23 protein-coding genes and 1 other RNA gene are annotated in these 21,469 nt (G+C 64.8%); 18 read left to right on the plus strand and 6 right to left on the minus strand.

What is annotated here, in order from left to right:
• Positions 1-64: 64 nt before the first annotated feature.
• Both AS93_RS0111385 and AS93_RS19255 read right to left on the minus strand, forming a co-directional pair.
• Positions 65-1,015, minus strand: a complete 951-nt coding sequence (locus tag AS93_RS0111385) for a hypothetical protein (RefSeq protein ID WP_027590726.1) — start codon at positions 1,013-1,015, stop codon at positions 65-67.
• Between the two features lie 73 nt (positions 1,016-1,088).
• Positions 1,089-2,024, minus strand: a complete 936-nt coding sequence (locus AS93_RS19255) for a GlxA family transcriptional regulator (RefSeq protein ID WP_162172926.1) — start codon at positions 2,022-2,024, stop codon at positions 1,089-1,091.
• 219 nt (positions 2,025-2,243) lie between these two features.
• Here AS93_RS19255 and AS93_RS0111395 point away from each other — a divergent pair, with 219 nt between their 5' ends.
• The 9 genes from AS93_RS0111395 to AS93_RS0111435 all read left to right on the plus strand — a co-directional run bounded on the left by AS93_RS0111395 (position 2,244) and on the right by AS93_RS0111435 (position 9,135).
• Positions 2,244-3,389 (plus strand): acyl-CoA dehydrogenase family protein, encoded by a 1,146-nt coding sequence (locus AS93_RS0111395; protein WP_177324723.1) that lies wholly within the window; start codon positions 2,244-2,246, stop codon positions 3,387-3,389.
• Between the two features lie 15 nt (positions 3,390-3,404).
• A complete protein-coding gene (nfi, locus tag AS93_RS0111400) occupies positions 3,405-4,103 on the plus strand; it encodes a deoxyribonuclease V (RefSeq protein WP_027590728.1) in 699 nt (232 codons plus the stop codon).
• Positions 4,104-4,343: 240 nt separating this feature from the next.
• Positions 4,344-4,772, plus strand: coding sequence for a 50S ribosomal protein L13 (rplM, locus tag AS93_RS0111405; protein ID WP_027590729.1), 429 nt, complete (start codon positions 4,344-4,346; stop codon positions 4,770-4,772).
• A gap of 15 nt (positions 4,773-4,787) precedes the next feature.
• Entirely contained in the window at positions 4,788-5,180 is a 393-nt protein-coding gene (gene rpsI, locus AS93_RS0111410) for a 30S ribosomal protein S9 (RefSeq protein ID WP_027590730.1), read from the plus strand.
• Positions 5,181-5,427: 247 nt separating this feature from the next.
• On the plus strand, positions 5,428-6,021 hold the full coding sequence (gene petA / locus AS93_RS0111415) for a ubiquinol-cytochrome c reductase iron-sulfur subunit (protein ID WP_027590731.1): 594 nt from the start codon (positions 5,428-5,430) through the stop codon (positions 6,019-6,021).
• Complete coding sequence (locus AS93_RS0111420) at positions 6,021-7,232, plus strand: cytochrome bc complex cytochrome b subunit (RefSeq protein ID WP_027590732.1); 1,212 nt, start codon at positions 6,021-6,023, stop codon at positions 7,230-7,232. Before petA ends, AS93_RS0111420 begins: the two co-directional genes overlap by 1 nt.
• Positions 7,232-8,011, plus strand: coding sequence for a cytochrome c1 (locus AS93_RS0111425; protein WP_027590733.1), 780 nt, complete (start codon positions 7,232-7,234; stop codon positions 8,009-8,011). The genes AS93_RS0111420 and AS93_RS0111425 overlap by 1 nt, the downstream gene beginning before the upstream one ends.
• Before the next feature lie 88 nt (positions 8,012-8,099).
• Positions 8,100-8,714, plus strand: a complete 615-nt coding sequence (locus AS93_RS0111430) for a glutathione S-transferase N-terminal domain-containing protein (protein ID WP_027590734.1) — start codon at positions 8,100-8,102, stop codon at positions 8,712-8,714.
• A 19-nt stretch (positions 8,715-8,733) separates the two neighbouring features.
• A complete protein-coding gene (locus tag AS93_RS0111435; protein ID WP_027590735.1) occupies positions 8,734-9,135 on the plus strand; it encodes a ClpXP protease specificity-enhancing factor in 402 nt (133 codons plus the stop codon).
• A gap of 55 nt (positions 9,136-9,190) precedes the next feature.
• Here AS93_RS0111435 and AS93_RS0111440 read toward each other — a convergent pair whose 3' ends face one another.
• Genes AS93_RS0111440 through AS93_RS0111455 form a run of 4 tightly spaced genes read right to left on the minus strand, consistent with a single transcriptional unit; the run spans position 9,191 to position 12,523 of the window.
• Positions 9,191-9,724 carry a BON domain-containing protein gene (locus tag AS93_RS0111440; protein WP_027590736.1) on the minus strand — a complete coding sequence of 178 codons (534 nt, stop codon included), beginning with the start codon at positions 9,722-9,724 and terminating at the stop codon, positions 9,191-9,193.
• A complete protein-coding gene (locus tag AS93_RS0111445; RefSeq protein ID WP_027590737.1) occupies positions 9,721-10,314 on the minus strand; it encodes a phosphoheptose isomerase in 594 nt (197 codons plus the stop codon). Before AS93_RS0111445 ends, AS93_RS0111440 begins: the two co-directional genes overlap by 4 nt.
• 29 nt (positions 10,315-10,343) lie before the next feature.
• Complete coding sequence (locus AS93_RS0111450; protein WP_027590738.1) at positions 10,344-10,712, minus strand: YraN family protein; 369 nt, start codon at positions 10,710-10,712, stop codon at positions 10,344-10,346.
• Complete coding sequence (locus AS93_RS0111455) at positions 10,712-12,523, minus strand: penicillin-binding protein activator (RefSeq protein WP_027590739.1); 1,812 nt, start codon at positions 12,521-12,523, stop codon at positions 10,712-10,714. Before AS93_RS0111455 ends, AS93_RS0111450 begins: the two co-directional genes overlap by 1 nt.
• Positions 12,524-12,643: 120 nt before the next feature.
• Between AS93_RS0111455 and rsmI the strand changes: the two genes are divergently transcribed.
• The 9 genes from rsmI (at position 12,644) to mraY (ending at position 21,465) form a co-directional block, all read left to right on the plus strand.
• Positions 12,644-13,501: a 16S rRNA (cytidine(1402)-2'-O)-methyltransferase gene (rsmI, locus tag AS93_RS0111460; RefSeq protein ID WP_162172924.1), complete on the plus strand. Its 858-nt coding sequence runs from the start codon at positions 12,644-12,646 to the stop codon at positions 13,499-13,501.
• Positions 13,502-13,512: 11 nt separating this feature from the next.
• Positions 13,513-13,860, plus strand: an RNA gene (gene rnpB / locus AS93_RS19955) — RNase P RNA component class A.
• A gap of 292 nt (positions 13,861-14,152) precedes the next feature.
• Positions 14,153-14,608, plus strand: coding sequence for a division/cell wall cluster transcriptional repressor MraZ (gene mraZ, locus AS93_RS0111465; protein ID WP_027590741.1), 456 nt, complete (start codon positions 14,153-14,155; stop codon positions 14,606-14,608).
• Positions 14,609-14,610: 2 nt separating this feature from the next.
• Complete coding sequence (gene rsmH, locus AS93_RS0111470) at positions 14,611-15,552, plus strand: 16S rRNA (cytosine(1402)-N(4))-methyltransferase RsmH (protein ID WP_027590742.1); 942 nt, start codon at positions 14,611-14,613, stop codon at positions 15,550-15,552.
• The gene (gene ftsL, locus AS93_RS0111475) at positions 15,549-15,836 is read left to right on the plus strand and encodes a cell division protein FtsL (RefSeq protein WP_027590743.1); all 288 of its coding nucleotides are present in this window, start codon (positions 15,549-15,551) and stop codon (positions 15,834-15,836) included. Before rsmH ends, ftsL begins: the two co-directional genes overlap by 4 nt.
• Positions 15,833-17,557, plus strand: a complete 1,725-nt coding sequence (locus AS93_RS0111480) for a penicillin-binding transpeptidase domain-containing protein (RefSeq protein ID WP_027590744.1) — start codon at positions 15,833-15,835, stop codon at positions 17,555-17,557. Before ftsL ends, AS93_RS0111480 begins: the two co-directional genes overlap by 4 nt.
• On the plus strand, positions 17,557-19,020 hold the full coding sequence (locus tag AS93_RS0111485; RefSeq protein ID WP_027590745.1) for a UDP-N-acetylmuramoyl-L-alanyl-D-glutamate--2,6-diaminopimelate ligase: 1,464 nt from the start codon (positions 17,557-17,559) through the stop codon (positions 19,018-19,020). Before AS93_RS0111480 ends, AS93_RS0111485 begins: the two co-directional genes overlap by 1 nt.
• A complete protein-coding gene (gene murF / locus AS93_RS0111490) occupies positions 19,013-20,383 on the plus strand; it encodes a UDP-N-acetylmuramoyl-tripeptide--D-alanyl-D-alanine ligase (RefSeq protein WP_027590746.1) in 1,371 nt (456 codons plus the stop codon). The genes AS93_RS0111485 and murF overlap by 8 nt, the downstream gene beginning before the upstream one ends.
• Positions 20,383-21,465 carry a phospho-N-acetylmuramoyl-pentapeptide-transferase gene (mraY, locus tag AS93_RS0111495; RefSeq protein ID WP_027590747.1) on the plus strand — a complete coding sequence of 361 codons (1,083 nt, stop codon included), beginning with the start codon at positions 20,383-20,385 and terminating at the stop codon, positions 21,463-21,465. Before murF ends, mraY begins: the two co-directional genes overlap by 1 nt.
• The last annotated feature ends 4 nt before the right edge of the window (positions 21,466-21,469 follow it).

Consider the following 21,469-nt stretch of genomic DNA (forward strand, 5'->3'; position numbering starts at 1 on the left):
AGTCCAGGCTGCATGAACGAACAGGCCCGCCATCTGGCGGGCCTGTTCGTTCTGGCCGCAGGTGCTATTGGCCGGCGATCTGCTCGGCGTTCAGCAGCTTGCGGGCATGGGCGACTTCCAGGGCCTCCATGGCGTTCGCCGGCGGCAGGCTGACGGCCCGTTGCAGGTGCTCCAACGCCTTGGCCCGTTCCTTCTTCCCGTACACGTAGTTCAGCGCGTTGGCGTACTCGTAGTGGCCGATGGGCAGGCTGTCGGCCTGCTGGAAGGAGCGCTGGAAGTAGTGCTCCATCTTGTCGGGGCTGGCGCCGTAGGTCATGCGGCCGACCAGCTTGCCCACCTTGCGGATCACGCCAGCGTGATAGCCGCCATACAGGGCCAGGGCGTAGGGATGCTTGGGGTGCTGCTTGAGCAGTTCATCCAGCTGATCCGGGATCTGCGAGGTGTAGCCGCGCTTGAGCACCACCGGCACGGACAGTTCCTCGCCCAGGCGAGCCTTGGCATACACGCCGCCGAACATGGCCACCGAGTCGGCGCGGATCAGCTCCCCGGCCTGTTCGTTGTATTCGATCACTTCCTCGAGCAGGCGGTGCTTCTCTTCCTGGCTGTCGGCCAGGAACATGGCGTAGATCACCTGGGCATACATGGCCGGCACCTGGCCGCCAATCCCCAGGGCCATGCCACGCGCCTTGGCTTCGGCGAAATCGCCACGGAACAGCAGACGCCAGACCTCCTGCAGCTCGGCTGCGTACACCTCCGCGTCTCCGGGCGCGCCGGAGAAGCCCGTTTCGGCCGTAGTGCGTTGCAGCGCTTCGGGATTTTCCTCCGCCATGCGGCGAACCCAGGCGGCGTCGGGGAACGGGTAATCGCCGAAGCCCAGGGTGAGGCGCGGCCACGCCTGGCGCAGCTTGTCGCCGCTGTAGTCGAAGGCGCTTTGGTCGTGGGGGAAGGCTTTCCAGTCGGGGTTGGCCTGTGCGCCGAGACTGAACAGGGCGAGCAGGACGAACAGGATGCGCATGGCGATTGAACCCTTGTTTATTGTTGTGATGGGTCGCCAGCATAGACAGGTGGCCGAGGCCGGCCGCCCCATCCTATGTTCTGTGCGGGGCGGGCCGGGTCGCGCTCGCCTGCGGTTCCTTGGGCGCGGCGTGCTGACGATACTGGTTTGGTGACAGGCCTGTGTGCTGGCGAAACAGTCGGGCGAAGAAACTGGCGTCGTCGTAACCCACTTCGTAACTGATGGTCTTGATGCTCTTGCGCGAGGCGCTGAGCAGGCTCTTGGCGGTTTCGATGCGCAGTCGCTGCAGGTAGTGCAGGGGCTTGTCGCCGGTGGCGGCCTGAAAGCGCCGCATGAAGTTGCGGATGCTCATGCCGTGGCGACTGGCGACGTCCTCGAGGCGGAATTTCTCGGTGTAATGCTCCTCCAGCCAGTGCTGGATCTGCAGGATGGCCATGTCGCGGTGCAGCTTCTGGCCGCCGAAGCCGATGCGCCCCGGCGTATAGCTGCGCTGCACCTCGTGCAGCACGTCGCGGGCGACGGTCTGGGCAATGTCCAGGCCGCAGAAACGCTCGATCAGGTGCAGATACAGGTCGCAGGCCGAGGTGCTGCTGGTGGTGCAGTACAGGCGGTCGGCGTCGGTCAGGTGTTTGTCGCGGTTGAGCTGCACCTGCGGAAAGCGTCGCGTGAACTCGTCGAAGAAGCGCCAGTAGGTGGTGGCCTCCTTGCCGTCCAGCAGGCCGGCCTGGGCGATCCAGAACACGCCGCTGGCTTCGCCGCACAGCGTGCTGCCGGCGGCGTGGCTGGCCTGCAGCCACTCGAGCACCTGGGGGTGGCGCTGACGAAGCGCATCGAAATCGCCCCAGAAGGCGGGCAGGACCAGAATGTCCGCAGCCTCGAGGCCGCCGTCGACAGGCAGGCGCACGCCGCTGAAGCTGCGTACCGGCTGACCGTCGGCGCTGACCAGGCGTGTCTGGAACGCCGGGGTGGTGCCCAGGCCCTGGCGCTTGCCCAGGCGCAGGCTGGCCATGTGGAACAGGTCGCAGGCTTGCATCAGGGTGGAAGCCAGGACGCCTTCGCAGGCCAGGATGCTGACCCGGCTGAGGGGGAGAGTTGGCATGCTCATTGTTGTTATTAAGGTGAATTAGCCAATGGGTGGCTGGATCGTCGGGTTTTTTGGCGCAACTGTCCAGTTTGAAGCCGGGCGCGGCTGACCTAGAGTCTGGACATCCATCGCAACGGCTATCAGGTGATAACAATGATTCCAAGAACCCTGTTCAGTGCTGACCACGAACTCTTCCGTGCCAGCGTTCGGAAGTTCCTCGAGCAACACGCCGTCCCCTTCCATGCGCAATGGGAGAAGGATGGACATGTGGATCGCGCCCTGTGGAGCAAGGCCGGCGAGGCGGGTCTGCTGTGTTCGCATATCCCGGAAGCCTATGGCGGCATGAGTGCTGACTTCCTCTACAGCGCCGTGGTGATCGAGGAGGTTGCCCTGCTCGGCCTGAGTGGCATCGGCTTCTCCCTGCATTCGGACATCGTGGCTCCATACCTGCTGCATTACGGCTCGGAGGAACAGAAGCAGCGTTACCTGCCGCGCATGGTGAGCGGAGAGCTGGTCAGCGCCATCGCCATGACTGAGCCGGGCGCCGGTTCCGACCTGCAGGGCGTGCGCACCAGCGCGGTGCTGGACGGTGATGAGTATGTGCTGAATGGCTCCAAGACCTTCATCACCAACGGCTGGCTGGCTGATCTGGTGGTCGTGGTGGCCAAGACCGATCCACAGGCTGGCGCACGGGGCACCAGCCTGTTCCTGGTGGAAAGCGGCACGCCGGGCTTCAGTCGCGGTCGGCGCCTGGAAAAAGTCGGCATGAAGGCTCAGGACACTTCGGAGCTGTTCTTCCAGGACGTGCGGGTGCCGAAGGAGAACCTGCTGGGTCAGCCGGGCATGGGCTTCGCCTACCTGATGCAGGAGTTGCCGCAGGAGCGCCTGACGGTCGGCGTCGGCGCGCTGGCCTCGGCCGAGGCAGCGTTGCGCTGGACCCTCGACTACACCCGCGAACGCAAGGCGTTCGGCAAGGCGGTGGCAGACTTCCAGAACACCCGCTTCAAGTTGGCGGAAATGGCGGCGGAGATCCAGGTGGGTCGGGTGTTCACCGACCGCTGTCTGGAACTGCATCTGCAGGGCAAGTTGGATGTGCCGACGGCGGCGATGCTCAAGTACTGGTCGACCGAGCTGCAGTGCCGCGTGCTGGACGAATGCGTGCAGCTGCATGGCGGCTACGGTTACATGTGGGAATACCCGGTGGCGCGCGCCTGGGCGGATGCCCGTGTGCAGCGCATCTATGCGGGGACCAACGAAATCATGAAGGAGATCATCGCGCGGTCGCTGTGATCCGCGAGACAGGCCATGGTTGCTCGTTACGACGCCGATCCACATTGTTTTCCTGGCTGGGACGGTACCGTCGCCGGGGCGCGCCGACTGCAGCAACAGCTCGCGGCGCAGGTGCGGCTGCGGGACGAGTTTCCCGTGCCGCTGCGCCTGATTGCCGGGCTGGATGTCGGCTTCGAGGAGCGGGGCAGCATCACTCGGGCGGTGGCGGTGCTGCTGGATGCCGAGAGCGCCGAAGTGCTGGCCGAAGTGGTGGTGCGGCGCGCGACCAGCATGCCGTATATCCCGGGGTTGCTGTCCTTTCGCGAGCTGCCGGCGCTGCTGCAGGCGTTGGGTGAGCTGCCGCATCGGCCTGATTTGCTGTTTATCGACGGGCAGGGTATTGCGCATCCACGACGGCTGGGCATTGCGGCTCACCTGGGAATAGTGGCGGACCTGCCGAGCATCGGCGTGGCCAAGACGCTGCTGGTTGGCGCCGCCGGACCGCTGGGGGAGAAGCGGGGCGAACGGAGTCAGCTGCTCGACGGTGAAGAGCAGGTGGGCTGGCTGCTGCGCAGCAAGGATGGCGTGCGACCGTTGGTCGTCTCGCCTGGGCATCGGGTAAGCCTGTGCAGCGCGCCCGATCTGGTGCTGCGCTACGTGACGCGCTACCGGCTGCCGGAGCCCACGCGCCTGGCCGACAGGTTGGCCTCGCGGCGCGTTTCTGGGATGCGCTAGTTGCAATTTTCCGAGGCTTGGGCATAATCCCGCGACTTTCCCGCGGGGACCGCCTAGCTCCTCGGGAAATAGGTGGGGATGCCTAGCCCGCCGCGCGATTCCTTGTTCTGCCAATGCGGACGCGAAGACCCGAGCCCCCGATAGCGTCTGCCGCGGCCCGGCCCTGGCCTTGCCAGGGTACGTACTATTCAGTAAGATTCGCCGTCTTATTTTCAGGGCGGCCCCTGAGGCTTATAACGAATGAAAACTTTTTCTGCTAAACCGGAAACCGTAAAGCGCGACTGGTACGTCGTCGACGCTGCCGGTCAGACCCTGGGTCGTCTGGCCACTGAAATCGCGAGCCGTCTGCGTGGCAAGCACAAGCCGGAATACACCCCGCACGTTGATACCGGCGACTACATCGTCGTGATCAATGCCGAGCAGGTACGTGTCACCGGCGCCAAGGCCACCGACAAGAAGTACTACTCGCACTCCGGCTTCCCGGGCGGCATCAAGGAAATCAATTTCGAGAAGCTGATCGCCAAGGCTCCCGAGCGTGTGATCGAGACCGCGGTCAAGGGCATGCTGCCCAAGAACCCGCTGGGTCGCGACATGTATCGCAAGCTGAAGGTGTACAAGGGTTCCGTGCACCCGCACGCCGCTCAGCAGCCTCAAGAACTGAAGTTTTAACGGGAATAGCTCATTATGTCGGCGACTCAAAATTACGGCACTGGCCGTCGCAAGACTGCTACCGCTCGCGTCTTCCTGCGTCCGGGTACTGGCAAGATCACCATCAACAACCGCACCCTGGAAAACTTCTTCGGTCGTGAAACCGCTCGCATGGTGGTTCGCCAGCCGCTGGAGCTGACCGAAAACACCGAGAAGTTCGACGTGTACGTCACCGTTCTGGGTGGCGGTGTGAGTGGCCAGGCTGGCGCCATTCGCCACGGTATCACCCGTGCGCTGATCTCCTACGACGAAACCCTGCGCAGCTCGCTGCGCAAGGCCGGTTACGTGACTCGCGACGCCCGCGAAGTCGAGCGTAAGAAGGTCGGTCTGCGCAAGGCGCGCAAGCGTCCGCAGTACTCCAAGCGCTAACTTCGGTTACCGCTTCAGAAGACGCCCGGTCCTTATGGATCGGGCGTTTTTTTATGCGGCAAAAACACTCGTGCGACAACGTGCCACAGCCCGGGAAGCCGCGTGGCTCAAGGGTTTTGCCCAGGCTGTTACCTTGCCAGCAGGGGGGCTTTTCTTTAACATTCAGCAAATTTTTCGGGCTCGTCCTTGAAAATTTACTTCAAGACCCGGGCTCAACCGGGTCGCAAAGCTGATGGGAGACGACTGAATGAGCAATGACGGCGTGAATGCTGGCCGGCGTCGCTTCCTGGTCGCAGCCACCTCCGTGGTGGGTGCGGCTGGAGCGGTGGGGGCAGCGGTCCCGTTCGTGGGATCGTGGTTCCCGAGCGCCAAGGCCAAGGCCGCAGGTGCACCGGTGAAGGTGAATATCAGCAAGATCGAACCGGGCCAGCAGATGGTCGCCGAATGGCGTGGCCAGCCCGTATTCATCCTGCGTCGCACCGAAGAAACGCTGAAGAACCTGACTGGTCTGGAAGGCACCGTGGCCGACCCGGCTTCGCAGGCTTCCGAGCAGCCGGCTTATGTGGATCCGAAGCACCGCGCCATCAAGCCGGAAATTCTGGTGGTGGTCGGTCTGTGCACTCACCTGGGTTGCGCACCCTCCTTCCGTCCCGAAGTGGCTCCGGCCGACCTGGGCGCCGACTGGATGGGCGGCTATTTCTGCCCGTGCCACGGTTCCAAGTATGACCTGGCCGGTCGCGTCTACAAGGCGCAGCCCGCTCCCTTGAACCTGCCGGTGCCGCCGCATTCGTATGAGTCGGATGACGTCATCGTCATCGGTGTGGACCAGGAGAACGCCTGATGAGCAAATTCATGGAATGGGTCGATGCCCGCTTCCCCGCGACCAAGATGTGGGAAGACCATCTGTCTAAGTACTACGCCCCGAAGAACTTCAACTTCTTCTACTTCTTCGGCTCCCTGGCGCTGCTGGTCCTGGTAAACCAACTGCTGACCGGCATCTGGCTGACCATGAGCTTCACCCCCAGCGCCGAAGAGGCCTTCGCATCCGTCGAGTACATCATGCGCGACGTGGAGTACGGCTGGATCCTGCGCTACCTGCACTCCACCGGCGCTTCCGCGTTCTTCGTGGTGGTGTACCTGCACATGTTCCGCGGCCTGCTTTACGGTTCCTACCAGAAGCCGCGTGAGCTGGTGTGGATCTTCGGCATGCTGATCTACCTGGCGCTGATGGCCGAAGCCTTCATGGGCTACCTGCTGCCCTGGGGCCAGATGTCCTACTGGGGCGCCCAGGTGATCATCTCGCTGTTCGGTGCCATCCCGGTGATCGGTGCCGACCTGACCGAGTGGATCCGTGGTGACTACCTGATCTCCGGCATCACCCTGAACCGCTTCTTCGCACTGCACGTGATCGCGCTGCCGATCGTCCTGCTGGGTCTGGTTGTGCTGCACATCCTCGCGCTGCACGAAGTGGGCTCCAACAACCCGGATGGCGTCGACATCAAGAAGACCAAGGACGAGAATGGCGTTCCGCTGGACGGCATCCCGTTCCACCCCTACTACACCGTCAAGGACATCGTCGGCGTGGTGGTCTTCCTGTTCGTGTTCTGCGCCGTGGTGTTCTTCTTCCCGGAAATGGGCGGCTACTTCCTGGAGAAGCCCAACTTCGAAGAAGCCAACCCGCTGAAGACGCCTGCGCACATCGCTCCGGTCTGGTACTTCACCCCCTTCTACGCCATCCTGCGCGCCGTGCCGGACAAGCTGCTGGGCGTGGTCGCCATGGGCGCCGCCATCGCCGTGCTGTTCGTGCTGCCGTGGCTGGACCGCAGCCCGGTCAAGTCCATGCGCTACAAGGGCTGGCTGAGCAAGATCTGGCTGGTGGTTTTCTGCATCAGCTTCGTGATCCTGGGCGTGCTGGGTGTACTGGCGCCGACCGATGGCCGCACCCTGCTGGCGCGGATCTGCACCGTGCTGTATTTCGCCTACTTCCTCCTGATGCCGTTCTACACGCGCATGGAGAAGACCAAACCCGTTCCGGAAAGGGTGACTGGCTGATGAAAAAGCTCTTCGCTGCACTGATGTTTTCCGTTCTGCCGCTGACCGCCATGGCGGCAGGGCCGGAGGTTCCGCTGGACAAGGTGGATATCGACCTGACCGACAAGGCGGCGCTGCAGGATGGTCTGAAAACCTTCGCCAACTACTGCATGGGCTGCCATGGCGCCAAGTTCCAGCGCTATGAGCGGGTGGCCAACGACCTGGGCATTCCGGAAGAAGTCATGATGGAAAACATCGTCTTCTCCGATGCCAAGATCGGCGACCACATGAAGATCGGCATGCAGCCGTCCGACGCCAAGGTCTGGTTCGGTGCCGCACCGCCGGACCTGACCCTCGTGGCGCGCGTACGCGGCACCGATTGGCTGTATACCTACCTGCGCACTTTCTACGAAGATCCGAAGCGTCCGCTGGGTGCCAACAACGTGGTCTTCCCGAACGTGGGCATGCCCAACGTGCTGTCCGACCTGCAGGGTCGCCAGGTGATTGGCTGCAAGCAGGTGCAAGTGGTCGAGAATGGCAAGAAGGTCTTCGATCCGCTGACCGGCACCCCGGTCACCGAAGAGGCGTGCGATCAGCTGACCATCGTCCCGGGCACTGCCAAGCAGACCGAGGCCGAGTTCGACGAGACCGTCAAGAACCTGGTGACCTTCCTGGCCTACTCGGCCAACCCGGTCAAGCTGGAGAGCCAGCGCATCGGCACCTACGTGCTGCTGTTCCTGGCGTTCTTCTTCGTGGTGGCCTACCTGCTCAAGCGTGAGTACTGGAAGGACGTCCACTGATCACTCGCTGATCTGACCGAAAGCGCGCGCGCCCCATGGCGCGCGCGCTTTTTTCCGTTTATCGACTTCCGTTTTCAGGAGGGACGCCATGGCCGCCAATCGTCTGGCCTGCTTTTCCGATCCCGCCAATCATTACAGCCACCGGGTTCGCCTGGTGCTGGCTGAGAAGAGCGTTACCGCTCACATCATCGACGTTCCTGCTGGCCAATGTCCTGCCGAGCTGCTGGAGGCCAATCCCTACGGAGAGGTGCCGGCACTGGTGGACCGCGATCTGGCGCTGTTCGAGCCGGGCGTCCTGCTCGAGTATCTTGAGGAGCGCTATCCTCACCCCGCGCTGTTGCCCAGCTATCCGCTGGCGCGCGCCAATGTCCGCCTGCTGATGCACCGTATCCAGCGCGACTGGTGTGCCAAGGTCGATGCGATTCTCGACCCGTCACGAAGCGACGAGGCTAGGGAGCAGGCACGCCAGGCGTTGCACGACAGCCTGACAAGCATCGCTCCGGTGTTCGCCGGCAAGCCGTTCTTCCTGAGCGACGAGCCAACCCTGGCGGACTGCTGCCTGCTGCCAGTGCTGTGGCGTCTGCCGCTGCTGGGCGTGGAGCTGCCGCGCACCGCCAAGCCCCTGCTTGACTATATGGAGCGGGCCTTTGCGCGCCCGGCGTTCCAGGCCAGTCTTTCCAACCAAGAGCGCGAGATGCGCTGACCCAGACAGGAGCCGTCGCATGAAATCCAGTCGCCCCTACCTGCTGCGTGCCCTCTACGAGTGGATCGTGGACAACGATTGCACGCCGCACCTGCTGGTGGACGCCGAATATCCTCAGGTTCGTGTGCCTGCCGGCTATGCCCAGGATGGGCAGATTGTGCTCAATGTGTCGCCCGGTGCGGTGCGCCAGCTGCACATGGACAACGAGGGCATCAGTTTCGAGAGCCGCTTCGGTGGTGTCGCCCATGGCATCTACCTGCCGATTGCCTCGGTGCTCGCCATCTATGCCCGCGAGAACGGACAAGGCATGGTGTTCGAGCTGGAGGCTCCCGACGTAGAGGCAGCGGAAGATGAGGATGATCTGCCACCGCCGGAAACGCCGCGCCCGGGTGGTCGGCCCAGCCTGAAAGTGGTCAAGTGACCGCTGTCCATGGAAATGCACAAGGGCGCCAGAGGCGCCCTTGTTGTCAGTACGTTCAGTCGGTGTACTGGAATAGCCTGACGATGCGCTGGACGCCCGAGACGTTCTGGGCAACGGCGGTTGCCTGGTTGGCCTGGGCGCGAGTGACAATGCCCATCAGGTAGACGATGCCATTTTCGGTGACCACCTTGATGTGGCTGCTGGGTACGCCGCTGGTTACCAGCATGCTGCTCTTGATACGCGTGGTCAGCAGCGAGTCGTTGCTGCGTGCCAACGCCGACGCCGGCTGCTGGATCTGCAGCTCGTTGTGCACCTTCTTGACACCCACCACCAGGCGGGCGGCCTGCTCGGCCTGGTCGCGCAACTCCGCGCGCGGGGTCTGCCCAGCGAGCAGGATCACGCCGTTGTAGGCGGTCACCACCACGCGCGAAGTAGGCGCCGCCAGGTCCGGGTTGGCGTCCTGGATACGCGAGAGAACCTTGGGTTCGAGGAATTGATCGTCAATCTTGTTGCCGATACTGCGGTTGCCGCACCCGGTCAGTACCAGCGCCAGGGTCAGGAAAACGAGGATCAGCGGATTGCGCGTCATTCTTCACTCCCGAACAGTTGGGTGTCGATCTGGTCGCACAGGCAGTGGATCACCAGCAGGTGGACCTCCTGGATACGGGCGGTGACCTTGGCGGGCACGCGAATCTCCACGTCTTCGGGCAGCAGCAGCGAGGCCATGCCACCCCCGTCGCGGCCGGTCAGGGCGACCACGGTCATCTCCCGATCATGGGCGGCCTGGATGGCCTGGATCACGTTGGCCGAATTGCCGCTGGTGGAGATGGCCAGCAGCACGTCGCCCGGCTGTCCGAGGGCGCGAATCTGCTTGGAGAAGACTTCGTTGTAACTGTAGTCGTTGGCAATCGACGTGATGGTCGAGCTGTCGGTGGTCAGCGCCACGGCGGGGAGGCTCGGGCGCTCGCGCTCGAAGCGGTTGAGCAGTTCCGAGGAGAAGTGCTGGGCATCGCCAGCCGAACCGCCGTTGCCGCAGGAGAGGATCTTGCCCTCGTTGAGCAGGGCCCGGACCATCGCCTGACTGGCCTGCTCGATGTAGGGGATCAGCACTTCCATGGCACGCTGCTTGGTTTCGATGCTGGCCTGGAAGTGCTGGCGGATACGGGATTGCATGTCCATCGAGTGTTGACCTTTGAATGGCGGCTTTATCAGGAGTCGAACGCGTTGCGGATCCAGTCCGGGGGTTGGGTCGCTTGATCGTGGCCCAGGGCGACCACGTCGAAACGGCAAGGGTTGTTCGCCCAGCGCTGTTCGCGCTGCAGGAACAGTTGTGCGGCGATGACAAGCCGTTGGCGCTTGCGCCAGTCGATGCTTTCAATCGCGCCACCCCATGCGCGGTGTCGGCGGTAGCGGACTTCGACGAATACTACTGTATCGCCGTCGAGCATGACCAGATCGAGCTCGCCGCGCCGGCACCGCCAGTTCTGGCTGAGCAGGCGCAGCCCCTGCTGGAGCAGGTAGCGGCAGGCCAGCGCCTCGGCCTCGCGGCCGCGCTGTCCAGCGGTGCCGCCCTGCATCAGTAGACGTAATCCGGCAGGCGGCGGATCCGGCCATTCTGGATCTGGGCCCAGGGGAGTTCGCGCTCGATGCGCTGCTGCTCGGTCAGGCTGAGTGTGCCGGTCTGGCCGTGAATGCGGGTCTCCGGCAGTGCCTTGAGCTGCGAAAGGCGCGGCGCCAGCAGATAGGCGTCGATACCCATGGCGTAGAGCCGGCCGAGGCTGCCGCTGGCCTGCGGCCATTGGCGGGCGACCTGCTCGCGCAGCGGATTGTGCTCGTCGAGGAGCCAGGGGGTTTCGCTGAAGCGGATGCCGTTCAGGTCTTGCAGCTGGGTGCCGTCGCGGCTGCCGGTATACAGATGGGAAGTCGCATACACGGGCACGTCGCCAGCGTACTGGAAGGTCAGGGTCGGGCGAATCTGCTGGGCCTGCAGCGGTGTCGCGGCCAGGAAGATGAAGTCGACGTCGGCGCGTCGCGCCGGTTCCGCCGCAAACTCGACGCCCAGCACTTCCTTCAGGCGTTGGGCGCGTGCCTCACTTTGCCGCAACTGGAACAGGTCGGCGATCTGCTGGGCCAGTTGCACCGGTTGGTCGATGCGCTTGGCGGCCAGCAGTGTGCCGCCCTGTTGTTGCCAGCCGCGGTTGAAGGCCGCCAGTACGCGATCGCCCCACTCGCCGCGCGGCACCAGTGCCACGGCGCGACGCATGCCGTCCTGCCAGGCGCGCCGGGCGGCGGACAGCGCCTCGTCTTCGGCGGCCAGGCCGAACTGGAAGAGCTGGGCGGGACCGGATTCGTTGCTGTCGTCGTAGTTGAGCGCCAGGGTCATGATCGGCAGCTGCGGCAGTTGGCCCAGGTCCTTGACCAGGTTCTTCTCCAGGGGGCCGACCACCAGTTGGATGCCTTGCGCCTTCGCCAGGGTGTAGAAGTTGTCCAGCGAGACGATCTCGGTGGAGTCGAACAGAATCACCTCGGGCGGGTTCTGGCCGGTCTGCTGGGCGTGGTAATAGGCGGACATGAAGCCGTCGCGCAGGGCGCGTGACACATTCGCCAGTTGGCCCTGCATGGGCAGCAGCAGGGCAATCTTGCGCAGCGGTTCGGCGGGCAGCTCCTTGAGCTTGCGCAGCGGCTCGGGCAGGTTCAGCGCGGCGGGGTGCTGCGGGTTGGCGCTCAGCCAGCGGTCGATGCCGGCCTGCTGCATTTCCACCGTCAGCGCGTCTCGCACGGCAATGCCCAGGGTCAGCCAGCCGGCCAGATCGCCCTCGCTGGGGGTGGTCAGCTGCGTGCCGTTGAGGCGCGCCACCAGGGACCAGATCGCCTCGTGGTTTTCCTCGGCGGGCTGGCCCGTGAGCAGGGGGGCGGCGAAAACCCGCTCGCGGGTGGCGTCCAGCAGTTGGTTGTCCTCCTCCAGCGCGCGCGCCCTGGCCATGTGGGCGCGAATCTGCAAGTCGTTCGGCAAGCGGCCGATCTGCTCAAGGCTCGGATGCTGGAGGAACTGCCAGGCCGCCTGGGGGCGCTGGCGATAGAGCGAGAGTTCGGCATTGAGAATGCTGGCCAGCGCCTGCTCGGTACGCCCCAGCTGATCGAGCGGCACCTGCTGAATGATATGGGCGGCGCGTAGGGGATTGCCCAAGGCATAGGATTTGTCCGCGGCGGCCAGGCGCAGTTGGGCGGCTTCCTTGGGCGAGCTTTGCGCAGCCTTGAGCAGCAGTTGGTCGACACTGGCTTGCGGCGTCTTGGGCAGGTCGCCGGCAGGCGGCTTTGGCGTACCGGAGCAGGCGGCCAGCAGGCCGAGCAGGCACAAGACCGAGAGCAGACGCAGGCGAGAGATCATGGGTCGGTTTCCGATGCGCTGGCAAAAGGGACCCTGGATTGTACTCAAGGCTTGCGGGGTTCGCGATGTGGAATTGGCAAACCGAGTACACTGTGCGTTTTTTCAGGCTGGAGGTGTTCCGTGGCCGACCCGACGTCCGCTGGCGTGCTGTATGTGGTAGCCACGCCCATTGGCAATCTCGACGACATCAGTGCGCGGGCGCTGCGCGTCCTGGGCGATGTGGCCCTGATCGCCGCCGAGGATACGCGTCATTCCCAGCGCCTGTTGCAGCACTTCGGGATCACGACGCCACTGCAGGCCTGCCATGAACACAACGAGCGCGAGCAGGGGGGGCGTTTCCTGAGTCGCCTGCTGGCCGGGGATGACGTGGCATTGATCTCGGACGCCGGAACACCGCTGATCTCGGATCCGGGCTTCCATCTGGTGCGCCAGGCGCGCGCGGCAGGGGTTCGCGTGGTGCCGGTGCCCGGACCCAGTGCGCTGATCACGGCCCTGTCCGCGGCCGGGTTGCCATCCGACCGCTTCATCTTCGAGGGCTTCCTTCCTGCCAAGGCCGCCGGTCGGCGGGCGCGCCTGGAGGCGCTGCGCGAGGAGCCGCGCACGCTCATCTTTTATGAGGCGCCGCATCGTCTGCTGGAAAGTCTGGAAGCACTGCGCGACACGCTGGGCGCCGAGCGGCAGGTCGTGCTGGCCCGCGAACTGACCAAGACGTTCGAGACGCTCAAGGGGCTGCCGGCGGGCGAGCTGTGTGAATGGGTGCGCGCCGATGCCAATCAGCAGCGTGGTGAGTGCGTCCTGCTGGTGGCTGGCTGGCAGGCACCCGAGGGGGACGAGGCGGTCTCTGCCGAAGCCCTGCGGGTGCTGGATCTGCTGCTGGCCGAGCTGCCAGTCAAGCGTGCGGCGGCGTTGGCGGCGGAGATCACCGGGGCGCGCAAGAATCTCCTCTACCAGGTGGCGCTGGAGCGGCAATCCAAGTAACCTTCGCGCCGAGAGTCGGCCGGGCAGTCGCCGCCTTCGCAAGAAGGGGGAGGAAAGTCCGGGCTCCGCAGGGCAGAGTGCCAGGTAACGCCTGGGAGGCGCGAGCCTACGGAAAGTGCCACAGAAAACTACCGCCTAAGCGCGCAAGTGCCGGTAAGGGTGAAAAGGTGCGGTAAGAGCGCACCGCACGGCTGGTAACAGTCCGTGGCTAGGCAAACCCCACTCGGAGCAAGACCAAATAGGGATCCATTGGCGTGGCCCGCGCTGGATCCGGGTAGGTTGCTAGAGGTGGTCAGTGATGGCCATCGTAGATGAATGACTGTCCTCGACAGAACCCGGCTTACAGGCTGACTCTCTCTTTTTATTTCCATCCGCACCCTGGCGGATATCCTGCGTCGCGCAGTTAAGGCAATGCTTCAAGTTCCTGCCCTATCCACATAAACGCCATCGCTATCGTGCGGCGGGCGCCTTTTGCGCTTCGTCTCAAATATTTCCACTCGTCGCTAAATTCCTGGCCTGCAAGGGTTTTCTGCCTTTGGGCAACCTTGACGCTGGGCAAGGCGCGTTCCTATAGTGTGTTCAAGTGGTGCAAAGTGGCAGGAAGTGGGTAGTGCAGGCATGACCAGCTAATCAGAGTGGGGAAGCGTCGACGTGTTTCGCGGAGCCAACGCAGTCAGCCTGGATGCCAAGGGGCGCCTCGCAATGCCGAGTCGGCATCGTGACGAGCTCTCTTCGCGCTGTGGTGGCCAGTTGGTGGTGACTGTCGACGCGTTGGATCCCTGCCTGTGCATCTACCCCCTGCCCGAATGGGAGCGGATCGAGACCACGCTGTGCGCTCTGCCTTCGCTGCACGAGGAAACCCGCCGCCTGAAGCGTCTGCTGATCGGCAACGCCGTTGACCTGGAGCTGGATGGCAGCGGGCGCCTGCTGATACCGCCGCGGCTGCGCGAGTACGTTGGCCTGGACAAGCACGTCATGCTGGTAGGCCAGCTGAACAAGTTTCAGCTGTGGGATGAACAAGCCTGGAACGCCATGGAGCAGGCCGACCGTGAAGCCGTCAAGAAGCCCGGCGGTATGCCGGCTGAATTGCTCGATCTGACTCTGTGACTATGACCAGCACCTTTCGCCACATCACCGTATTGCTGGAGGAAGCCGTCGACGCGCTGGGCGTGCGTCCGGACGGCTGCTATCTGGACGGCACCTTCGGACGCGGCGGTCACAGTCGCCGCATTCTCGAACAGCTGAACGAGCGGGGGCACCTGCTCGGCTTCGACAAGGATCCCCTGGCCATCGCCACCGGGCAGGCGCTGATGGCTGAAGACCCGCGCTTCACCATCGTGCAACGCAGCTTCGCCGAGCTCGGCCAGGCCGTGACCGAGCAGGGCCTACAGGGGCGCATCGCCGGCGTACTGCTGGACCTCGGTGTGTCGTCCCCGCAACTGGACGATCCCGAGCGCGGCTTCAGCTTCCTCAATGATGGTCCGCTGGACATGCGCATGAATCCGGGGCTGGGACAGAGCGCCGCCGACTGGATCGCTTCGGCTGATGAAGAGGAAATTGCCCGGGTCTTCAAAGATTACGGCGAGGAGCGTTTCGCCCGGCGCATGGCAAAGGCCATCGTCCAGCGGCGCGCCGAGAAGCCCTTTACCCGCACGGCCGACCTGGCCGCGGTGATCACCGAGGCCAACCCGGCCTGGGAGAAGGGCAAGAACCCGGCCACGCGGGCGTTCCAGGGGCTGCGCATCCATATCAACAACGAGCTGGGCGATCTGGAGCAGGGGCTCGAGGCAGCCCTTGACGTGCTTGAGGTGGGCGGACGTCTGGTGGTGATCAGCTTCCACTCCCTCGAAGATCGCATCGTCAAACAGTTCATGCGGCGCCAGGCCAAGGGCGAGGCCGATACGCTGCCTCGCGATCTGCCGATTATTCCCAAGGCCTTCGAGCCGCGTCTGAAGCTGCTCGGCAAGCCACAATATGCCTCCGAGGCCGAAGTCCGTGCCAATCCGCGCTCACGCAGCGCGGTGATGCGTGTGGCGGAGAAGTTGCGGTGAATGCCCATCGGCGGCTTCCCCGAGGCAGCCTGCTGCTGCCGGCGCTGTTCGCGGCCATCGTGCTGTCCGCCCTGGCGGTCACCTGGTCGGCGCACCACCATCGGCAACGGGTCAACCTGCTGTACGGGGAGCTCAACGAGCGTGACCGTGTGCTGGCGGAGTGGGGCCGGCTGGTGCTGGAGCAAAGCACCTGGACGGCCCATAACCGTATCGAGACTCTGGCCACCGAGCGGCTCGGCATGCGCATTCCCGAGCCCGCCGACGTCCAACTGGTGCGGCCATGATCGGGCTATTCGGCAAACACCTCGTCGGGCGTTTCGGCCTGGTCCTGGCGCTGTTCGCGCTGATGGTGGCCGCAGTCGCGTGGCGCATCATCGACCTGCATGTGTTCGAGCAGGACTTCCTCCAGCATCAGGGGGACGCCCGCAGCGTGCGGCATATACCCATCCCGGCGCACCGCGGCGTAATCACCGATCGGCATGGTGAGCCGCTGGCGGTCAGCACCCCGGTCTCCACCCTGTGGGGCAACGGGCGGGAACTCAAGGAAGTGCCGGAGCGCTGGTCGCAGCTGGCCCAGGCGCTCGGCCAGAGCCCGCAACGGCTGGCGGAACGTCTCGAGAAATCGGCCGATCGCGACTTTCTCTACCTGGCGCGAGGCCTGACCCCGGAGCAGGGCGAGGCGGTGATGGCGCTGAAGATTCCGGGTGTCTACCACATGGAAGAGTTCCGCCGTTTCTATCCGGCGGGCGAGGTGGCCACTCATGTGGTGGGCTTCACCGATGTGGACGACGTGGGGCGCGAAGGCATCGAGCTGGCCTTCAACGAGTGGCTGGCCGGGGTCCCGGGGCAGCGTCAGGTCATCAAGGACCGTCGCGGTCGTGTGGTGCGCGACGGCGATGTCGTGCGCAACGCCAAGCCGGGTGGCAACATTGAGCTGTCCATCGACATGCGCCTGCAGTACCTGGCGCATCGGGAATTGCGCAACGCCCTGCATGAGTTCGGTGCCCGTGCCGGCAGCCTGGTCATGGTGGACGTGAAGAGCGGCGAAATCCTCGCCATGGTCAACCAGCCGACCTACAACCCCAACAACCGCAAGCAGCTCGATCCGGCGGCGATGCGCAACCGCGCCATGATCGATGCCTTCGAGCCGGGCTCCACCGTCAAGCCGTTCACCATCGCGGCAGCGCTGGGCACCGGTCGCTGGCAGCCGGACTCCGTGGTTGACACCACGCCCGGCTGGATGCGTCTGGGCCGCTACACCATCCGCGACGTGTCGCGCGGCGGCAAGCTCGACCTCACCGGCATCCTCAAGAAGTCCAGCAACATCGGCATCAGCAAGATCGCCCTGGATATCGGCGCCGGGCCGGTCCACGCCATGATGCGTTCCGCCGGTTTCGGCGAGATCACCGGCCTGGGCTTCCCTGGCGAGCGCGCCGGCGTACTGCCCAACCACCGCATCTGGAACGAGGCGGAAACCGCCACCCTGGCCTATGGCTACGGCCTGTCGGTCACGGCCGTGCAGCTGGCCCATGCCTATGCCGCGCTGGGCAACGAAGGGCGCAGCGTGCCGCTGTCGCTGATGCGGCGCGGGCGGCCCGAGGGCGGCCATCAGGTCATGGATCCGGCGATTGCCCGCGAGGTGCTGCACATGCTGCGCGCTGTGGTTGAAGAGCCGGGCGGCGGCGGCACCCGCGCCCAGGTGCCCGGCTACCAGGTGGGCGGCAAAAGCGGCACGGCCAAGAAGGTTTCCAGCAGTGGCGGCTACACCGACGATGCCTACCGCTCGTTCTTCGCCGGCCTGGCTCCGCTCAGCAACCCGCGCATCGCCGCCGTGGTGGTGCTCGACGAGCCCAGCAAGGGCGGCTACTACGGCGGACTGGTCTCGGCACCGGTGTTTGGCCGCGTCATGGCCGGCGCTCTGCGTCTGATGAACATTACCCCTGACAACCTGCCGACGGTGGAGCGTACCGCCGGCACCAGCGCCGGCAAAGGAGGGCGTATCTGATGCCCATGCCGCTCAACCAACTGCTTCCCCAGGCCCAATCGGGGACGCTGATCCGTGAACTGACCCTGGACAGCCGCAAGGTTCGCCCCGGCGATCTGTTTCTCGCCGTGCCTGGCACCAGCCAGGACGGGCGCGCGCACATCGCCGATGCCCTGGCCCATGGTGCGGCCGCCGTGGCTTATGAAGCTGAAGGCGCGCCGCCGCTGTCAGCTGGGGCGGGCGCAGAGCTGCTGCCGGTGCGCGGGCTCGCCGGGCAGTTGTCGGCCATTGCCGGGCGGTTTTATGGCGAGCCTAGCCGCAGCCTCAACCTGATTGGTGTGACCGGCACCAACGGCAAGACCAGTGTCAGTCAGCTGCTGGCCCAGGCCCTGGACCTGCTCGGCCAGCGCTGCGGCATCATCGGCACCCTGGGTACCGGCTTCCATGACGCCCTGGAAAGCGGCCGGCACACGACCCCCGACCCGCTGGCCGTGCAGGCCACGCTGGCCCGTCTGCACAGGGCAGGCGCCAAGGCGGTGGCGATGGAGGTGTCGTCCCACGGGCTGCAGCAGGGTCGCGTGGCTGCGCTGGCCTTCGATATTGCAGTGTTCACCAACCTGTCCCGCGACCATCTGGATTACCACGGCAGCATGGAAGCCTACGGTGCCGCCAAGGCGCGCTTGTTCGAGTGGCCCGGGCTGGCCTGCCGGGTGATCAATCTCGACGATGCGTTTGGTCGTGAGCTGGCTGCGCGTCCTGGCGCCCGGCTGCTGGGTTACAGCCTGGAAGATGTCGGCGCCGCGGTGCACTGCCGCAACATTCGCTTCGACGACGAAGGCGTCAGCGCGGAGCTGATCACGCCGCAGGGCAAAGGCCTGCTACGTAGCGCGCTGCTGGGTCGTTTCAATCTCAGCAACCTGCTGGCGGTCATCGGCACGCTGCTGGCCATGGAATATTCGCTGGACAGTATCCTGCGCCTGTTGCCCCGCCTGCGCGGTCCGGTCGGGCGCATGCAACGGCTGGGTGGGGGCGACAAGCCGCTGGTCGTCGTGGACTACGCGCACACGCCGGATGCCCTGGAGAAGGTCCTCGAAGCCCTGCGTCCGCATGTCAAGGGTCGCCTGTTCTGCCTGTTCGGCTGCGGTGGCGACCGGGATCGCGGCAAGCGCCCGCTGATGGCCGCTGTCGCCGAGCGGCTCGCCGATGGCGTGCTGGTCACCGACGACAACCCGCGCAGCGAGGAGCCGTTGGCCATTCTCGACGAGATCCGTGGCGGCTTCGTCCATCCCGAGGCGGTGCGATTCGTGCCGGGGCGTGGCGAGGCGATCGCCCAGCTGATCGGCGAAGCCGCTGCCGATGACGTGCTGCTGCTGGCCGGCAAGGGTCACGAGGACTACCAGGAGATTGCCGGCGTGCGCCATCCCTTCTCCGATCTTGACGAGGCGACCGCCGCCCTGGCGCGCTGGGAGGCCGCTCATGCTTGAAGTCCTGCGCCTCAGTCAGCTGGTCGAGCCCTTGCAGGGGCGCCTGGAAAACGGCGATGCCTCATTCGGCGCGGTGTCTACCGATAGCCGCGCCATCCAGCCCGGCCAGCTGTTCATCGCCCTGGTCGGACCGCGCTTCGACGGCCATGACTATCTTGCCGATGTGGCGGCCAAGGGCGCGGTGGCGGCCTTGGTCTCGCGGCGGGTTCCCGAGGTGGATCTGCCGCAACTGGTGGTGGCCGATACCCGCCTGGCGCTGGGGCGACTGGGTGCGCTCAATCGCGATGCGTTCAAGGCGCCGCTGGCAGCGGTGACCGGCTCCAGCGGCAAGACCACCATCAAGGAGCTGCTCGCCAGCATCCTGCGTGCCGGCCTTCACGGCCCGGTGCTGGCCACCCGGGGCAACCTGAATAACGACCTGGGCGTGCCGCTGACCCTGCTGGAGCTGGCGCCGGAGCATGTCGCGGCAGTGATCGAGCTCGGCGCCAACCATGTGGGTGAAATTGCCTATACGGTCGGCCTGACCCGGCCGCACGTGGTCATCATCAGCAATGCCGGCAACGCCCATGTCGGTGAATTCGGTGGTCCGGAAAAGATCGTCGAAGCCAAGGGCGAAATTCTTGACGGCCTGGCGGCGGACGGTGTGGCGGTGCTCAACCTGGACGATGCGGCCTATCCGATCTGGCGCCAGAGGGCTGGCGCCCGCCCTGTACTGGCCTTTTCCCTCGAATCGGAACAGGCCGATATCCGCGCCACCGATCTGCATCGCGACGCGCGCGGCTGCATGGCCTTCCATTTGCATACCCCGTCAGGCTGCACGTCGGTGCAACTCAATCTGCTGGGCAGACACAACGTGGCGAACGCGTTGGCGGCTGCGGCTGCGGCCCATGCGCTGGGTATTTCCCTTGAGCATATCCGTTCGGGCCTGGAGCAACTGCGGCCGGTCAAGGGGCGCGCCGTGGCGCAACTGGCCCCCGGCGGCTTGAGGGTCATCGACGACAGCTACAACGCCAATCCTCTGTCGATGTGTGCCGCGGTCGATATTCTCGCCGGGTTCTCCGGTCGCCGGCTGCTGGTGCTGGGTGACATGGGGGAGCTGGGCGAGTGGGCCGAGGAAGGACATCGTCAGGTGGGTGCGTACGCTGTCGGCAAGGTGGATGGGCTGTATGCCGTGGGACCGTTGATGGCACATGCCGTGGCGGCTTTTGGTGAAGGTGCGAAACATTTTGCCGACCAGCAAGGTCTGATCGACGCTCTGCGCCAGGAGGCTCGGGGCGAAACCACGCTTTTGATCAAGGGTTCGAGAAGTGCGGCAATGGACAAGGTCGTCGCCGCGTTGTGCGAACCCGAGGAGAATCCTTGATGCTTCTGCTCCTGGCAGAGTACCTGCAACAGTTTCACAAAGGTTTTGCCGTCTTCCAGTACCTGACCCTGCGCGGCATGCTCGGGGTGCTCACCGCGCTGGTGCTGGCCCTGTGGCTCGGGCCCTGGATGATTCGCACCCTGCAACTGCGCCAGATCGGCCAGGCCGTGCGTACCGACGGCCCGCAGTCGCACCTGTCCAAGAAGGGCACCCCGACCATGGGCGGCGCGCTGATTCTCTCCGCGATCACCATCAGCACCTTGCTGTGGGCTGACCTGTCCAACCGTTATGTCTGGGTGGTGCTGGCCGTGACCCTGCTGTTCGGTGCCATTGGCTGGGTGGACGACTACCGCAAGGTGATCGAGAAGAACTCCCGCGGCCTGCCGAGCCGCTGGAAGTACTTCTGGCAGTCGGTGTTCGGCCTGGGCGCGGCGCTGTTTCTCTACCTGACCGCCGAGAACCCGATCGAGACCACCTTCATCCTGCCGTTCTTCAAGGATGCCGTGCTGCCGCTGGGCATCGGGTTCGTCGTGCTGACCTATTTCGTGATCGTCGGCTCCAGCAACGCGGTGAACCTCACCGACGGCCTGGACGGCCTGGCCATCATGCCGACCGTGCTGGTCGGCGGTGCCCTGGGCATCTTCTGCTACCTGTCCGGCAACGCCAATTTCGCCCAGTACCTGCTGATCCCCTACGTGCCGGGCGCGGGCGAGCTGATCGTCTTCTGCAGCGCGCTGATCGGCGCCGGCCTGGGTTTCCTGTGGTTCAACACCTACCCGGCCCAGGTGTTCATGGGCGACGTCGGCGCCCTGGCCCTCGGCGCCGCGCTGGGCACCATCGCGGTGATCGTCCGCCAGGAAGTCGTGCTGTTCATCATGGGCGGCGTGTTCGTCATGGAAACCCTTTCGGTGATGATCCAGGTCGCCAGCTTCAAGTTGACCGGCAAGCGCGTGTTCCGCATGGCGCCGATCCACCACCATTTCGAACTCAAAGGCTGGCCCGAGCCCCGGGTGATCGTGCGCTTCTGGATCATCACGGTGGTCCTGGTGCTGATCGGTCTTTCCAGTCTGAAGCTGCGTTGAGGCG

This window comes from Pseudomonas sp. RL, from assembly GCF_000647775.1.
GTDB lineage: Bacteria > Pseudomonadota > Gammaproteobacteria > Pseudomonadales > Pseudomonadaceae > Serpens > Serpens flexibilis.

Excerpts from the sequence above, each read along its gene's own strand:
- AS93_RS0111450 (WP_027590738.1), bottom strand. The coding sequence starts at position 10,712 with ATGCAGGGCGGCACCGCTGGACAGCGCGGCCGCGAGGCCGAGGCGCTG.
- petA (WP_027590731.1), top strand. The coding sequence starts at position 5,428 with ATGAGCAATGACGGCGTGAATGCTGGCCGGCGTCGCTTCCTGGTCGCA.
- murF (WP_027590746.1), top strand. The coding sequence starts at position 19,013 with ATGCTTGAAGTCCTGCGCCTCAGTCAGCTGGTCGAGCCCTTGCAGGGG.
- AS93_RS0111445 (WP_027590737.1), bottom strand. The coding sequence starts at position 10,314 with ATGGACATGCAATCCCGTATCCGCCAGCACTTCCAGGCCAGCATCGAA.
- AS93_RS19255 (WP_162172926.1), bottom strand. The coding sequence starts at position 2,024 with ATGGCCAGCCTGCGCCTGGGCAAGCGCCAGGGCCTGGGCACCACCCCG.
- nfi (WP_027590728.1), top strand. The coding sequence starts at position 3,405 with ATGGTTGCTCGTTACGACGCCGATCCACATTGTTTTCCTGGCTGGGAC.
- AS93_RS0111440 (WP_027590736.1), bottom strand. The coding sequence starts at position 9,724 with ATGACGCGCAATCCGCTGATCCTCGTTTTCCTGACCCTGGCGCTGGTA.
- AS93_RS0111455 (WP_027590739.1), bottom strand. The coding sequence starts at position 12,523 with ATGATCTCTCGCCTGCGTCTGCTCTCGGTCTTGTGCCTGCTCGGCCTG.
- rsmH (WP_027590742.1), top strand. The coding sequence starts at position 14,611 with ATGACCAGCACCTTTCGCCACATCACCGTATTGCTGGAGGAAGCCGTC.
- AS93_RS0111480 (WP_027590744.1), top strand. The coding sequence starts at position 15,833 with ATGATCGGGCTATTCGGCAAACACCTCGTCGGGCGTTTCGGCCTGGTC.
- AS93_RS0111485 (WP_027590745.1), top strand. The coding sequence starts at position 17,557 with ATGCCCATGCCGCTCAACCAACTGCTTCCCCAGGCCCAATCGGGGACG.
- AS93_RS0111420 (WP_027590732.1), top strand. The coding sequence starts at position 6,021 with ATGAGCAAATTCATGGAATGGGTCGATGCCCGCTTCCCCGCGACCAAG.
- AS93_RS0111435 (WP_027590735.1), top strand. The coding sequence starts at position 8,734 with ATGAAATCCAGTCGCCCCTACCTGCTGCGTGCCCTCTACGAGTGGATC.
- AS93_RS0111430 (WP_027590734.1), top strand. The coding sequence starts at position 8,100 with ATGGCCGCCAATCGTCTGGCCTGCTTTTCCGATCCCGCCAATCATTAC.
- rplM (WP_027590729.1), top strand. The coding sequence starts at position 4,344 with ATGAAAACTTTTTCTGCTAAACCGGAAACCGTAAAGCGCGACTGGTAC.
- rpsI (WP_027590730.1), top strand. The coding sequence starts at position 4,788 with ATGTCGGCGACTCAAAATTACGGCACTGGCCGTCGCAAGACTGCTACC.
- mraY (WP_027590747.1), top strand. The coding sequence starts at position 20,383 with ATGCTTCTGCTCCTGGCAGAGTACCTGCAACAGTTTCACAAAGGTTTT.
- AS93_RS0111425 (WP_027590733.1), top strand. The coding sequence starts at position 7,232 with ATGAAAAAGCTCTTCGCTGCACTGATGTTTTCCGTTCTGCCGCTGACC.
- AS93_RS0111385 (WP_027590726.1), bottom strand. The coding sequence starts at position 1,015 with ATGCGCATCCTGTTCGTCCTGCTCGCCCTGTTCAGTCTCGGCGCACAG.